We start from the raw sequence: 13,794 nt of genomic DNA, 5'->3' as shown, positions 1-13,794 counted from the left end.
ATCCAGCGCCTTCGCATTCGACGCTTCAAAGTCGCTGGGTCCCGGCTTTCGCCGGGACGACGGTTCGAGGCGGGATCGAAGGGCGAACCCACCAACCGCCATCACCCCCGCCCGTCATTCCAGCGAAAGCTGGAATCCAGCGCCTTCGCATTCGACGACTTCAAAGTCGCTGGGTCCCGGCTTTCGCCGGGACGACGGATGCGAGGCGGGATCGGAGGGCGAGCCCACCAACCGCCATCCTCCCCGCCCGTCATTCCAGCGAAAGCCGGAATCCAGCGCCTTCGCATTCGACGCTTCAAAGTCGCTGGGTCCCGGCTTTCGCTGGGATGACGGGGTGTGGGGTTGGCGGTGGAGGCCGGCGGATCGCACATGCGAAGACGCCGGCGGCACAAAGCCGCCGGCGTCTTCGGGCCAACCGGGATCAGCGGTTGCGCAGGGGAATCAGCGGTCGCGCAGGCTGCGTTCGAAATCGCGGACCTGGCGTTCGGCTTCGTCGCGGGCCACGCCGTAGCGTTCCTGCACCTTGCCGGCGAGGTATTCGGCGTTGCCTTCGGCCACGGTGAGGTCGTCGTCGGTGAGCTTGCCCCACTGCTTCCTGATGCTGCCGCTGAGCTGCTTCCACTGGCCTTTGATGGTGTCTTCGTTCATGCGGGTCTTCCGGTCTGTTGAGGGAGTGCGCGGCGCGTGCCGCACCCGGTCGATTCGAGCCGGAGCGCCGTGAATGCGGCGTGCTCCGGCGGCGCAACGGTTCAGGTGGATGCATTGCGCATTCACCGGCGCGACACGCGGCGTCGACGCCGCGGAAAAAGCGAAGGCGCCTCGCGGCGCCTTCGGGTGGACGCAATGGGCGAGGCGAGGATCAGGACGCCTTGACCTCGAAGGTCCGGCTGGTCACCGGCTTGCCGTCCAGCGATATCTCCACCTTGTACTTGCCGGCGGGCCAGGGGTTCGGGTTTTGCACCTTGAAGGTGGTGGTGGCCGGGCCGTCGGTGGCGATCGACTGGCTGATCGTGCTCACCTGCTGGCCCTGGCCTTCCAGGTAGGTCCAGCGTGCGGCGAGGGTGGCGCCGTCGGTCTTGCCGGAGGTGGCGACGCTGGCGTAGATCGCCTTGCCGGTGGGCGCGAACACGGTCTTGGCCTTGCTGATCTTGTGCGAGGCGCCGACCGCGTCGCCCAGTTCGACGCCGTCGATCCTGAAGGCGCCGTCCGGCGCGGGCGCGGTGGCCGACGTGCCGCTGCTGGCCGGTGCGGCGCTGGCGGCCGGCGCCGGGGCGGGTGCGGTCGTGGCCGGTGCCGGAGCGGTGGCGCTGGGCACCGGCGCGGGTGCGGCGGTGCCGGCGGCCGGCGGCGCGGCGGCCGGTGCGGGCTCGTTGTCGTGCTTGCCGCAGGCGCCCAGCAGCACGGCCGAGGCGATCAGGCTGGACAGGATGGCGATGCGTGGAAAGCGTTTCATGCGTGGAATCCTGTGGTCGATGCGGGAAGGCCCGATCCATGGGTGACCATGGGTGGGGTGCCGCACGGTCGGTCGACCAAGGCTAGAACCGCCGATCTGAAGCGCCGATTACCGGCGCGATGCACGCTTCACGCTGCGCTCACTGCCGCGCGCCGCGCGGATTGGGCACGTCCTGCGGCGCCTCGCTGGCGCGGAACGGGTTGATGTCCAGTCCGCCGCGGCGGGTGTAGCGCGCGTACACGCCGAGCCGCTGCGGCGCGCAGCGCGCCATCACGTCCACGTAGATGCGCTCCACGCATTGCTCGTGGAATTCGTTGTGGTTGCGGAACGAGACCAGGTAGCGCAGCAGGCCGGCGCGGTCGATCGCCGGGCCGCGGTAGCGGATCTGCACGCTGCCCCAGTCGGGCTGGCCGGTGACCGGGCAGTTCGAGCGCAGCAGGTGGGAGACCAGGGCCTCGTCGACGATGTCGCCGCCGGCTTGCAGGTAGCCGGCCTCGGGCGGGCCGTAGTCGTCGATGTCCAGCGACTGCGTATCGAGCAGTTCGCCTTCCAGGTCGGTCACCGCATGCGCGCGCGCGCTGGCGTCGCTCAACCGCACGCCGACCGCCGCGCCTGCGGCGGCGGAGAGGTCGCGCGCCAGGATCGCGGCGAGCGCGTCGGCCCCGGCCAGGCGCTCCTGCGCGAAACCGTTGAGGTAGAGCTTGAACGACTTCGACTCGATGATGTTCGGCGACTGCGCCGGCACGCGGAACTCGGCCAGCGCCACCACCGGCTTGCCGCGCGGGTCGAGCCACGACAGCTCGTAGGCGTTCCAGATGTCCACGCCGTGGAACGGCAGTGGTTCGCCCACGCCGATCTCGGCGCGCTTGCCGCTGCGCGGGATCGGGAACAGCAGGCTGGGGTCGTAGCGGTCGGCGTAGATCGTGCTCTTGCCGAGCGGCGAGTGTTCGGGCGTGCTCATGCCGGCGAGTTTACCGGCATGGCGCATTCCATCCCAGGAACGCCCCGCTCCCCCGCCTGCGCGCAGGGAAGGAGCGGGGCCTTGCCCGCGCCGCCTGGCCCGCGGCGCGGAGGGTTGGTTACGCGTTGACCATCTGCATCATCGCGCCGGCGTAGCGCGCGCCGGCCACCGCATCGGGCGGGAACACCGCGTCGATCGCGGCCAGCTCGGCGGCGTCGAGCCGCACGTCGAGCGCGCCGAGGTTCTCGTCCAGGCGCGAGCGCTTCTTGGTGCCGGGGATGGCGATCACGTCCTCGCCCTGCGCCAGCACCCAGGCCAGCGCGAGCTGCGCCGGCGAGCAGCCCTTGTCGGCGGCCAGCGCCTGCACCTGCTCGACCAGGGCGAGGTTGCGGGCGAAGTTCTCGCCCTGGAAACGCGGGCTGTTGCGGCGGTAGTCGTCGGCGTCGAAGTCGTCCGGCGAGCGGATCGCGCCGGTGAGGAAGCCGCGGCCCAGCGGCGAGTAGGCGACCAGGGCGACGCCGTTGCGGCGGCAGGCGTCGAGCATGCCGTTGCCCTGCGGGTCGCGCGTCCACAGCGAGAACTCGCTTTGCAGCGCGGCGATCGGGTGCACCTTGCAGGCGCGGTCGACGGTAGCGGCGCCGGCCTCGGACAGGCCCAGGTAGCGAACCTTGCCGGCGGCCACCAGCTCGGCCATCGCGCCCACGGTTTCCTCGATCGGCACGTCCTTGTCGACGCGGTGCTGGTAGTACAGGTCGATGGTGTCGATGCCGAGCCGCTTCAGGCTGGCGTCGCACGAGGCGCGCACGTACTCGGGGCGGCCGTTGGCGCCGCGCTTCGCCGGGTCGGCGGGATCGCGCACGATGCCGAACTTGGTGGCGACGAAGGCGTTCCTGCGGCGGCCCCTGATCGCCTTGCCGACCAGTTCCTCGTTGGTGTGCGGGCCGTAGACGTCGGCGGTGTCGAGCAGGGTGAGGCCGCGGTCGAGCGCGTGGTGGATGGTGGCGATCGACTCGGCGTCGTCGCGCGTGCCGTAGAAATCGCTCATGCCCATGCAGCCGAGGCCGAGCGCGGAAACGAGGGGGCCGTTGTTGCCGAGGGTGCGGTTCTGCATGGCGTTGCTCCTGTGTGGGATGCGGGGAGAGCGGGGTGGACGCATGGTGCGCCGGTACGCCATGCGGATAAATGCTCAATAATGAGCATCACTATTCAATTCGAGCCAACAAAGCCATGGACCGTCTCGAAGCCATGCGGCTGTACGCGCGGATCGTCGAGCTGGGCAGCTTCACCGCCGCGGCGGACGACCTTGACCTGCCGCGCGCCACCGTTACCCATGCGATCAAGCGGCTGGAGGCGCGGCTGGGCACGCAATTGCTGCAGCGGACCACGCGCCGCGTGCGCGCCACCCGCGACGGCGAGGCGTACTACGGCCATTGCGTGCGGCTGCTGGCCGACGTGGACGAGGTGGAGGCGGATTTCCGCGAGGCCGCGATCCAGCCCCGCGGGCGCCTGCGCGTGGACCTGTCGGCGGCGCTGGCGCGCCTGCTGGTGATCCCCGCGTTGCCGGACTTCTGCGCGCGCTTTCCGCAGATCGAGCTGGACCTCGGCACCGGCGACCGCTTCGTGGACCTGGTGCGCGAAGGCGTCGACTGCGCGCTGCGCGTGGGCGAGCCGGGCGACACCGGCATGGCGGGGCGGCGCATCGCGCTGCTGCCGCAGGTCACCGTGGCCAGTGCCGGCTACGTGCGCCGGCACGGCCGGCCCGGCACGCTGGCCGGATTGCAGGACGGCCACCAGGCGGTGAACTGGGCCTCGCCCACCACGCGCCGGCCCGAGCCGCTGGAGTTCATGGTCGGCCGCCGCCGCCGCGAGGTGCGGCTGCCCGGGCGGATCACCGTGAACGGCGCCGACGCCTACCTCGCCTGCTGCCGCGCCGGGCTGGGCATCGCGCAGTTCTCGCGCTACCGCATCGCCGACGAGCTGGCCGACGGGCGCATGTGCGCGCTGCTGCCGGACACGCCGCCGCCGTCGCTGCCGATGANCCCCGCCGCAGCGGCAGGTGCCGGCGCGCCTGCGCGTGTTCATCGACTGGCTGGTGGAGTTGGCGGGGAAGCGGTTCTGAGGGCTTGTCCACAACCTATCTCGTCCCAACCGCCTTTTCGTCATTCCTGCGAGGCGCTTTTCAACAGCCGAAGGGCTGGTCATCCAGTGACTTGATGTTCCAAAGTTCAAAGACACTGGATCCCAGCTTGCGCTGGGATGACGTTTCATGGGGGGGATGCCTGGCGATCGTGAACAGATTCCGGGGAAGGAATCACACGCTGCCGCAAACCCCCGCTTCAACCACGCGGCAACCCATGGCGAGGCGTATCGGTGCCCAGCGTCTCGCTGGTCAGCGGCGCGCCCGCGGCGAGCAGGGCGCCGCGCTGCTCGGCCAGCGGCAGGCGCAGCATGCAGTCCTCGTAGCGGGCCAGCTTCTGGAACACCGGCAGCGCCTGCACCTGCGCCACGAATGCGGCCAGGCGCGGCCAGCGCGCGGCATCCACGGCGTAGCGCACGAAGGACGCCGTGCGGAAGTAGCAGGCGAGGCTGATGTCGGCGATCGACAGCGCGCCGAACACGAAGCCGTCTTCCGGCAGTTGCCCTTCCAGGTAGTCGAGCGCAACGGGGATCTCCACCTCGCGGGCGCGCTGCACGACCGCTTCGTCGGTGGGCTCGCGGAACACGTGGCGCCGTATCGCCAACTGGTAGAACAGCCGCCAGATCAGCACGTCGGCCAGCCGGGTGTCGGCGTACTCCTCCAGCCAGCGCGCCCGGGCGCGATCGGCGATGTCGCGCGGATACAGCGAAGGCGAGGGGTGTTTGTCCTCGAGGTACTGGCAGATCACCGAGGAATCGTTGAGCACCAGGCCGTCGTCGATCAGCACCGGGATGCGCCGCAGCGGGCTGAGCCGGGAGAACGCGTCGTTGCCGACGAAGGGCGCGATCGGATCGATCTCGTATTCCAGCCCTTTCAGTTCCAGGCACGCCAGCACCTTGCGCACGTAGGGCGAGACGTAGTTGCCGATCACGCGGATGCCTGGCATCGGAGACGCTCCTGCTAGGGGAGCGGGCAGAGTGGGCGGTGCGTCCGCCGCGCGTCAAGCGGGGATGCGGCGGCGCCCCATGCCGCCGTTCATCCTGCCTGGCCGGGCATGCATGCCCCGGCGGCCGTGCCTTCCCGCGCCGCTCAGCCGGCGGCAGGCAGGGCGGGCACGCTGGTCGGGGTGCCGTTGGAGTCCAGCGCGATCATCACGAAGCGCCCGGTGGTGCAGACGCGGCGGTCGCCGGTGAGCGGGTCCTCGGCGGTCATCTCCACCTCGACCTGCATCGAGCTGCGGCCGACCCCGACCACGCGGGCGACCAGCTCGACCAGTTGCCCGGCGCGTACCGGCACGCGGAAGCTCACTTCCTCCGAGCGTGCGGTGACCACCGTGCGCCGCGCGTGGCGGGAGGCGACGATGAACGCGGCCTTGTCCATCCACGCCAGCGCCTGCCCGCCGAACAGCGTGCCGAGGTGGTTGGTGTGGTCGGGAAAGACCATTTCGAGCAGGCGGGCTTCGGGCATCGCGGTCATCGTGCGTTTCGTCGGGGGAGGGCCGGGCATTCTGCCTCAATTGCCGCGCTGCGGGCGCCGCTTGCGCGCGGGCGGCGGTTTGTGCGCATGATGCCGGTGCCCGTCGGCCGGGCGCGGCGGTTTTGCCGCGGCGCATGGACGTGCGGTAGATTCGGACGTCCAGCCATCCAAACGAAAAGGCTACGCCTCTCCATGGCCCAGTGCACCGCCGAGACCGTCGCGCTGCTTCCGCGTCCGCAGGACGCGGAGGGCGCGGGCCGTTTCGAGCGTTTCCTGGGCGAGCAGCGCGAGGCCCTGGTCGGCTTCCTGCGCCATCGCACGGCCAGCGAGGCGGACGCGCAGGACGCGGCGCAGGAAAGCATGGTGCGCCTGATGCGCTACCGCGAACGGCAGCCGGTCGAGGCGTGGAAGCCGCTGCTCTACCGCATCGCCATCAACGTGGTCCACGACCAGGCACGGCGCCGGCAGAGCCGCCACGGCGAGTCGCACCAACCGCTGGACGAGGAAGTCTGCGAGCTGCCCGCCGACGAGCCGACGCACGAGCAGCGCGTGGCCGGCGAGCAGGAGCTGGCGGTGATCCGCGAACTGATCCTGCGCCTGCCGGAGCGCTGCCGGCAGGTCTACCTGCTGAACCGGATCGAGGGCATGAGCTACAGCGAGATCGCCAGGCACTGCGGCATCTCGGTCAAGGCGGTGGAGAAGCACGTCGCAAAAGCGCTGGTCGCCCTGCGCAAGGGGTTGGGTGAACGCGGATACGATGCGTATCAGGGAACATGAACATGCCACGGACATCCATCCACCCGCAGGACGACCGCGCCGAGGCCTGGCTGGCGCGGCTGCAGGCGCCCGACTGCACGGCGGCCGAGCGCGCGGCGTTCGAGCGCTGGCGCGCCGAACGGCCCGACCGCGCCGCCGCCTTCGCGCAGGCCGAGACACTCCACCGCCGCGCCGGCGAACTGGCGGGCGACCCGCTGCTGGCGGCGGCGGCGCGCGCGGCGCTGCGGCAGACCGCGCAGGCCGGTGCGCGCCGCCGCCGCTGGCGCCAGGCCCTGCCGCTGGCCGCCGCGGCGGCGCTGCTGCTGGCCCTGGGGCTGGGCCTGTGGCGCGTCGCCGGCCAGTCGCAGGGGCCGGTGCAGCTCTACGCCACCGCCACCGGCGAGCAGCGCAGCCTGCGCCTGGACGACGGCACCGAGGTGCTGCTGGATACGGACACCGCGATCGCCGTGCAGTACGACGGCGACCGCCGCGAGGTCCGGCTGGAAGGCGGGCGCGCGCAGTTCGCGGTGGCGCACGAGGCGGGGCGACCGTTCGTGGTGCTCGCCGCCGACGGCGTCGTGCGCGACATCGGCACCCGCTTCCAGGTGCGCCGGCAGGCCGACGACGTCACCGTGGCCCTGCTCGACGGCGTGGTTTCGGTCAGCGTGCCGGCGAGCGGCGGGGAAAGCACGCTGGCGCCCGGCCAGCAGGTCAGCTTCGACCGCAGCGGCCGCCTCGGCGCGGTGCAGGCGGCGGACCTGGCCGCCGCCCGCGGCTGGACGCAGGGCGACCTGGTGTTCAAGAACCGCAGCCTCGCCGACCTGGTGGCGGAGATGAACCGCTACTCCGACACCAAGCTGCGCCTGGGCGACGATTCCCTGCGCGATCTGGCGGTGAGCGGCGTGTTCCATGCCGGCGACCAGTCGTCGCTGGTGCAGGCGCTGGAGAACGGCTGGTCGGTGCAGGCCAGGCGGGTTTCCGCGCACGAGATCGTGCTGCAGCCCGCGCACCGCTGAATCCTTTCCCGCATCGCATCGTGCCCGGCCGTGCCGGGCGCGGACCGCCGCGCGCGGCGGAGCGGCACGGCGCGTCGCCGCGCGGGCGGCGTACGGGAGGCCGGCAACGGACGGGTAGGGTGGTCGCGCGTCCCCTGCGTTTCAGGTGCAACGGCCGTCACGGGGGCGGCCGTCGCACAGTGCACCGGGGAGCGGAAGCATGTTGAGCAACAAACTATCGCTGTTGATCGCGGCGGCGCTGCTGGCCGGCACGGGCGCGGCGGCGAGCGGCAGGATCGAGGCGCAGGCGGTGGCGCAGGGCTATCGGATCGCCGCGGGCGACCTGGGCGGTGCGCTCAATGCGCTGGCCACGCAGAGCCGCCTGCAGATCATCTACGCGCCCGGCCTGGTGGCGGGCAAGACCACCGCCGGGCTGTCCGGCAGCTACCCGCCCGCACAGGCGCTGGAACGGCTGCTGCAGGGCACCGGGCTGGGCGCCACGGCGATCAACCCGGGCACCTACGTGATCAAGGCCACGGACAAGCCGGGGCCGAAGCCGGCGCCGGCGGCGAGCGCGCCGGCCGGCGAGCGGCCGCTGCCGAAGGTGGCCGACCTGACGACGGTGCAGGTCACCGGCTCGCTAATCCCCAAGGCCGAGATCGAGACGGCCTCGCCGACGATCCAGATCACCACCGAGGACATGAAGCGGCAGGGCTTCAACACCGTCTACGACGCGCTGAAGGCGCTGCCCATCGCCACCGGCGCGGTGCAGGGGCCGCAGGGCGCCTCCACCTTCACCACCGGCGCGCAGGCGCTCAGCCTGTTCGGGCTCGATCCGGGCTTCACCCTGGTGATGGTCGACGGCCACCCGCTGCCCGACTACCCGCTGCTGTACGACGGCGCCAGCAACTTCACCGACCTGTCGGGCATCCCCGTCGCGATGGTCGAGCGCATCGACATCGTGCCGGGCAACCAGTCGGCGGTGTACGGCTCCAGCGCGATCGCCGGCGTGGTCAACATCGTCCTGAAGAAGCGCGTGCAGGGCGTGCACCTGACTCTGCGCGGCGGCGGCTACGCGCAGGGCGGCGGCGGCAGCCAGCGCGCGGAACTGGTCGGCGGGCATGCCTGGCTGCAGGACCGGCTCACCCTCACCTACGGCCTGCAATACTCCAACCAGTCGCCGATCTGGGCCTACGACCGCGGGCTCACCGCCAGCACCGCCTCCAACCCGACCACGCCGGTGCCGGTGGCCAACCAGACCTTCATGCACGGCGTCGCCGACAGCAACGGCATCACCCGCTACGTCGCGCCGCCGGCCGGCGCCTGCGCCTCGCTGGGCCGCCTGTTCGGCGGCACCACCTACCTCGCGCACAGCCGCACGGGCGACTACTGCGGCTCCGACGAGGCCGGCTACCGCACCATGATGAACCGGCAGCGCCAGTACGTGGGCTACCTGTCGGGCAGCTTCAGGCTCAACGACGACGCCGAGCTTTACGGCACCGCGCTGTACAGCCTGGCGAAGTACGAGTTCGCTCCGCTGGGCGGCTTCATCTGGCTGCCCAACCTGGCCGGCTACGGCCAGTTCGTCGACGGCCACGACGGCGGCATCGCCACCGCCTGGCGCCAGTTCTCGCCGGAGGAGCAGGACTACGGCCAGTCCACCGACCGCCAGATCGTGTACTCCTACCAGACCGTGCTGGGCATCCGCGGCAACTTCGGCGACTCGGACTGGGCCTACGACGGCTACCTCGACCGCGCCGAGCAGATCATCAAGGACCGCCAGCTCTACCCGCTGAAGGCGAAGATCGACGCGTTCTTCGAGAACCAGTTCCTCGGCCCGCGCCAGGGCGTCGATCCGGCCAGCGGCTACCCGGTCTACCTGCCGGACTGGTCGCGCTTCTACCAGCCGATCACGCCGGCAGACTTTCGCAACTTCAGCGACTACAGGCAGACCCGCTCGTCCACCTCGATGGAGCACGCCACCGCGCAGATCAGCAACACCGACCTGTTCGCCCTGCCGGCCGGCAGCGTGAGCATGGCGGCGCAGTTGCAGGCCGGCCACCAGACCTGGAGCAACCCCACCGACCCGCGCGTGGTCGCCGGCGATTTCTGGGGCCTGTCCGGCACCGTGGGCAGCGGCACGCGCAACAACTACGCCGGCGCGGTGGAGTTCAACGTGCCGATCACCCACATGCTCACCGCCGACGCCGCCGTGCGCTACGACAACTACAGGTACGCCGGCCGCAGCGACGGCAAGGCCACCTACCGCGCCAGCCTGGAGTTCCGCCCGCTGGACACCCTGCTGCTGCGCGGCAACTACGGCACCGCCTTCCGCGCACCCGACATGGGCCGGATCTTCCTGGGCCCCAGCGGCTCGTACCAGGCGGTCACCGACTACTACCTGTGCGACACCCGCCAGCCGGGCATCCCGCTGGCCGACTGCAGCTTCAACAACGTCAACGTCGCCGGCGTGCATGCGGGCAACAGGAACCTGAAGGACATCACCGCCAAGTCGTGGGGCGCCGGCGTGGTGTGGTCGCCCACGCGCAACTTCAACCTGCATGCGGACTACCTGCACGTCAGCATCGCCGATGAGATCACCGACCTCAACGTCGACCAGTTGATGCGCGACGAGGCGCTGTGCCGCGAAGGGCGGCTGGACACAGGCTCGCCGACCTGCCGCGACGCCGCGGCGCGGGTGGCGCGCGACAGCCAGGGCAACCTGCAGCAGATCGCCTTCGGCCCGATCAACGTGTCCACCGAGAAGCTCAAGACCTTCACCGCCGGCGGCAGCTACCGGCTGGAGACCGCCGGCTACGGCAGCTTCACCTTCGGCGGCGAGTACAACAACGTGCTCGGCCACACGCGCGTGCAATACGCCGGCGACCCGGAGATCGACCTGCTGCGCGATCCCACCCGGTCGAGCGAGTTCAAGAGCATCCTGAGCGGCAGCGTGAACTGGAACGTGGGCAGGTGGAACGCCACGGTCTACGGCATCCGCTACGGCAGCACGCCCAACTACACGGCCCGGCGCTTCGGCTACGGGGCGGCCGGCGCCGGCAAGCTGGCGCCGTGGATGCTTTACAACCTTAGCGTGGGCTACCGGCTGCCGATGAACGCGCGCATCGCGCTCACCGCCAACAACGTCTTCGACAAGGCGCCGCCGCGCGACCGCACCTATGCGCGCTGGCCGTACTACAACAACCAGAACTACAACATCTACGGCCGCTCGTACTTCGTCGAGTTCAACTGGGACTTCGGCGTCGCCGGGCGCTGACCGCGCCGCCCTTTCCCACCTTTCCCGCCGTCCGCGCCGCGCGCCGGACGGCCCGGTCTACCGATTCCCCGGAGAGAACGCATGCACCTGCCGCGCGTCCCGTTGTTCGTGCTGATCGCGCCGCTGCTGATGGGCGCGGCGAACGCGCCCGCCGACCGCCAGCCCACCGCGCCGGCGTCGGTGGTCTCGGCAAGCAACCCCGACGCCACGCCGATCCCGGTCGAGGCGCTGTACTACACGCGCCGCGCGTACGGCCCGGCGTGGTCGCCGGACGGCCGCGAAGTGGCCTTCACCACCGACCTCACCGGCCGGCCCAACCTGTGGAAGGTGTCCGCCGACGGCGGCTGGCCGATCCAGCTCTCGGTCTCCGACGACCGCGAGGAGGGCGCGGCGTGGTCGCCGGACGGCCGGTGGATCGTCTACCAGTCCGACCGGGGCGGCAACGAGATGTGGGATCTCTACGCGGTGCCGGCCACGGGCGGCACGCCGGTCCGGCTCACCGACACGCCGGAGGTGGCCGAGTCCGATCCGCGCTGGTCGCCCGACGGCACGCAGCTGCTGATCGGCTACAAGCCGAAGGCGGCCTCGGTGGCGGACATCGCGGTGTTCGACTGGCGCACGCGCCAGACCCGCGTGATCGTGCACGAGCAGAGCAGGGACCACCGCTGGGTGCCGGTGGCCTGGGCGCCGGACGGGAAATCCGTCTACGCGAACCGCATCGACGCCTCGTTCACCGGCTCGGAGATCTACCGCATCGAGGTGGCCAGCGGCGCGGCGCGCAAGCTCACGCCGGCAGGGGAAAAGGCGCTGGCGATGGCCACCGCGGTGTCGCCCGACGGCCGCACCCTGCTGCTGTCCTCCAACGCCCGCAACGGCATCACCAACGTCGCGCTGATGGACGTCGCCAGCCGCAAGCTGCGCTGGGCGACCGACACCGGCTGGGAGGCCGCGGCCGGGGACTTCTCGCCCGACGGCCGCTCGTTCACCTACGTGGTCAACACCGACGGCCGCGCCGAGGCCTACGTGGCCCCGCTCGCCGGCGGGCCGGCGCGCCGGCTGGCGTTCTCCTCCGGCATGGTGGCGCCGGGCGCCGCGCCCGGCGCGTTCTCGCCGGACGGCGGCCGCCTGCTGGTGAGCTACGAGAATTCGCAGCACCCGGCGGACCTGTGGGTCTACGACCTCGCCGGCGACAAGCCGCGCCAGCTCACCCACTCGGCGGTGGCGAGCCTGCGGCCCGAGCGCATTCCCGAGGCGCAACTGGTGCACTACCGCAGCTTCGACGGCAGCCTCATCAGCGCCTACCTGTGGATGCCGTACAACCTGGAGCGCGACGGCAGCCATCCGGCCGTGGTGCTGCCGCACGGCGGCCCCACCGGGCAGACCAAGGACTACTTCAACGCGCTGGCCGCGGCGCTGGCCTCGCGCGGCTACATCTGCATCGCGCCGAACGTGCGCGGCTCGACCGGCTACGGCGCGGCGTTCGAGAACGCCAACTACCAGGACTTCGGCGGCGGCGACCTGAAGGACGCGGTGCACGCCGCGCGCTTCATGGTCGACACGGGCTATGCCGACCCGCGCAAGGTCGGCATCACCGGCGGCTCCTACGGCGGCTACCTGACCCTGATGGCGATCGGCCGCACGCCGGACGTGTGGGCCGCCGCGGTGTCGCAGTACGGCATCATCGACTGGCTGGCGATGCTGGAGCACTCCGACCCGCTGCTGCGCGAGTACGAGATCTCCAAGCTGGGCGACCCGGTGAAACATCGCCAGGTGTACGTGGCGTCCTCGCCGATCACCTACCTCAAGGACGCCAGGGCGCCGCTGCTGGTGCTGCAGGGCGACAACGACATCCGCGTGCCCAGGGAGGAAGCCGAGCAGGTGGTGCGCAGCATGCAGCGGCACGGCCAGACCGTGGCCGCGCACTACTACCCGGACGAGGGCCACGGCTTCATGAAGCGCGAGAACCGGGTCGATGCGATCCGGCGCACGCTGGCCTGGTTCGACAAATACCTCAAGCACGCCGGCGGGCAGCCGTGATGCGTCCGCACGGCCCGCGTTTTCCGTCCATCCGTCTCGAGGTTCCCGTGATCCGCCGACTGCTGCTCCCGTTCGCCCTGCTCTTGTGCCTGTCGTCCGCCGCCATCGCCGCCGAACCGCCCGCGGCCGGCGCGGCGGCAGTGGAAAAACTGGTGGTGATCGACCGCAAGGTCGGCACCGGCGTCGAGGCCAGGCCGGGCATGGCGCTGCGCATGCACTACACCGGCTGGCTGTACGACGCCGTGGCCGGGGACCGGCACGGCCGGCAGTTCGACAGCTCGCGCGGCGGCGAACCGCTGTCCTTCCGCATGGGCGACCCGCGCATGATCAAGGGCTGGACCCGGGGCATCGAAGGCATGCGGGTGGGCGGCCGGCGCGAGCTGTGGATCCCGGCGGCGCTGGGCTACGGCAGCCGCGGCGCCGGCGACGGCGTGATCCCGCCCGGCGCCGCGCTGGTGTTCGACCTGGAACTGCTCGATGCGCGCGAGCCTNGACAAAGGTTCGTCATTCCTGCGAAGGCAGGAATCCAGTGACTGTCGGCCTCGAAAGCAAAGGTACTGGATGACCAGCCCTGTAGGCTGTTGGAAAGCGCTTCCAACCTTCGCAGGGATGACGCTTCGTTGGAGATGCCTGGCGATTTTGAATGGGCCGCGCTGGCGTTCGGCCTGGAGCTGCTCGACGCGGGCAAGCCTTGAGGGGCCT

At 71.0% G+C, this 13,794-nt stretch carries 10 protein-coding genes and 2 pseudogenes; 6 read left to right on the top strand and 6 right to left on the bottom strand.

From position 1 onward, the window contains the following. Window positions 1-441: 441 nt before the first annotated feature. The 4 genes from ASG87_RS01795 to ASG87_RS01780 all read right to left on the bottom strand — a co-directional run bounded on the left by ASG87_RS01795 (window position 442) and on the right by ASG87_RS01780 (window position 3,525). On the bottom strand, window positions 442-648 hold the full coding sequence (locus ASG87_RS01795) for a CsbD family protein (protein WP_055999866.1): 207 nt from the start codon (window positions 646-648) through the stop codon (window positions 442-444). A gap of 211 nt (window positions 649-859) precedes the next feature. Next, window positions 860-1,453, bottom strand: a complete 594-nt coding sequence (locus tag ASG87_RS01790; RefSeq protein ID WP_055999863.1) for a hypothetical protein — start codon at window positions 1,451-1,453, stop codon at window positions 860-862. A 139-nt stretch (window positions 1,454-1,592) separates the two neighbouring features. Further along, on the bottom strand, window positions 1,593-2,414 hold the full coding sequence (gene queF, locus ASG87_RS01785) for an NADPH-dependent 7-cyano-7-deazaguanine reductase QueF (RefSeq protein ID WP_055999859.1): 822 nt from the start codon (window positions 2,412-2,414) through the stop codon (window positions 1,593-1,595). A 118-nt stretch (window positions 2,415-2,532) separates the two neighbouring features. Next, a complete protein-coding gene (locus ASG87_RS01780; protein WP_055999856.1) occupies window positions 2,533-3,525 on the bottom strand; it encodes an aldo/keto reductase in 993 nt (330 codons plus the stop codon). Window positions 3,526-3,641: 116 nt separating this feature from the next. Between ASG87_RS01780 and ASG87_RS01775 the strand changes: the two are divergent. Then, window positions 3,642-4,452: pseudogene (locus ASG87_RS01775) on the top strand (LysR substrate-binding domain-containing protein); the annotation flags it as partial. 298 nt (window positions 4,453-4,750) lie between these two features. Here the strand turns inward: ASG87_RS01775 and ASG87_RS01770 are convergent. Beyond that, window positions 4,751-5,497, bottom strand: a complete 747-nt coding sequence (locus ASG87_RS01770) for a glutathione S-transferase family protein (protein ID WP_055999853.1) — start codon at window positions 5,495-5,497, stop codon at window positions 4,751-4,753. 143 nt (window positions 5,498-5,640) lie between these two features. Beyond that, a complete protein-coding gene (locus ASG87_RS01765) occupies window positions 5,641-6,027 on the bottom strand; it encodes an acyl-CoA thioesterase (protein ID WP_055999850.1) in 387 nt (128 codons plus the stop codon). Between the two features lie 192 nt (window positions 6,028-6,219). Here ASG87_RS01765 and ASG87_RS01760 point away from each other — a divergent pair, with 192 nt between their 5' ends. From ASG87_RS01760 to ASG87_RS01740, 5 genes and pseudogenes are all read left to right on the top strand, one after another. Then, window positions 6,220-6,804, top strand: coding sequence for an RNA polymerase sigma factor (locus ASG87_RS01760; RefSeq protein ID WP_055999847.1), 585 nt, complete (start codon window positions 6,220-6,222; stop codon window positions 6,802-6,804). A gap of 2 nt (window positions 6,805-6,806) precedes the next feature. Beyond that, the gene (locus ASG87_RS01755) at window positions 6,807-7,799 is read left to right on the top strand and encodes a FecR domain-containing protein (RefSeq protein ID WP_162258289.1); all 993 of its coding nucleotides are present in this window, start codon (window positions 6,807-6,809) and stop codon (window positions 7,797-7,799) included. Window positions 7,800-7,998: 199 nt separating this feature from the next. Then, on the top strand, window positions 7,999-11,055 hold the full coding sequence (locus ASG87_RS01750) for a TonB-dependent receptor (protein ID WP_055999841.1): 3,057 nt from the start codon (window positions 7,999-8,001) through the stop codon (window positions 11,053-11,055). Window positions 11,056-11,136: 81 nt separating this feature from the next. Next, window positions 11,137-13,092 carry a S9 family peptidase gene (locus ASG87_RS01745; RefSeq protein WP_055999838.1) on the top strand — a complete coding sequence of 652 codons (1,956 nt, stop codon included), beginning with the start codon at window positions 11,137-11,139 and terminating at the stop codon, window positions 13,090-13,092. Further along, window positions 13,092-13,583, top strand: a pseudogene (locus ASG87_RS01740) (FKBP-type peptidyl-prolyl cis-trans isomerase); the annotation flags it as partial. The gene ASG87_RS01745 and the pseudogene ASG87_RS01740, both read left to right, overlap by 1 nt. Window positions 13,584-13,794 lie beyond the last annotated feature (211 nt).

Origin of the sequence: Frateuria sp. Soil773 (assembly GCF_001428405.1) — a bacterium.
In the GTDB taxonomy this organism is placed as follows: Bacteria; Pseudomonadota; Gammaproteobacteria; order Xanthomonadales; family Rhodanobacteraceae; genus LMSL01.
This window is presented reverse-complemented; position numbering and strand designations above follow the sequence as displayed.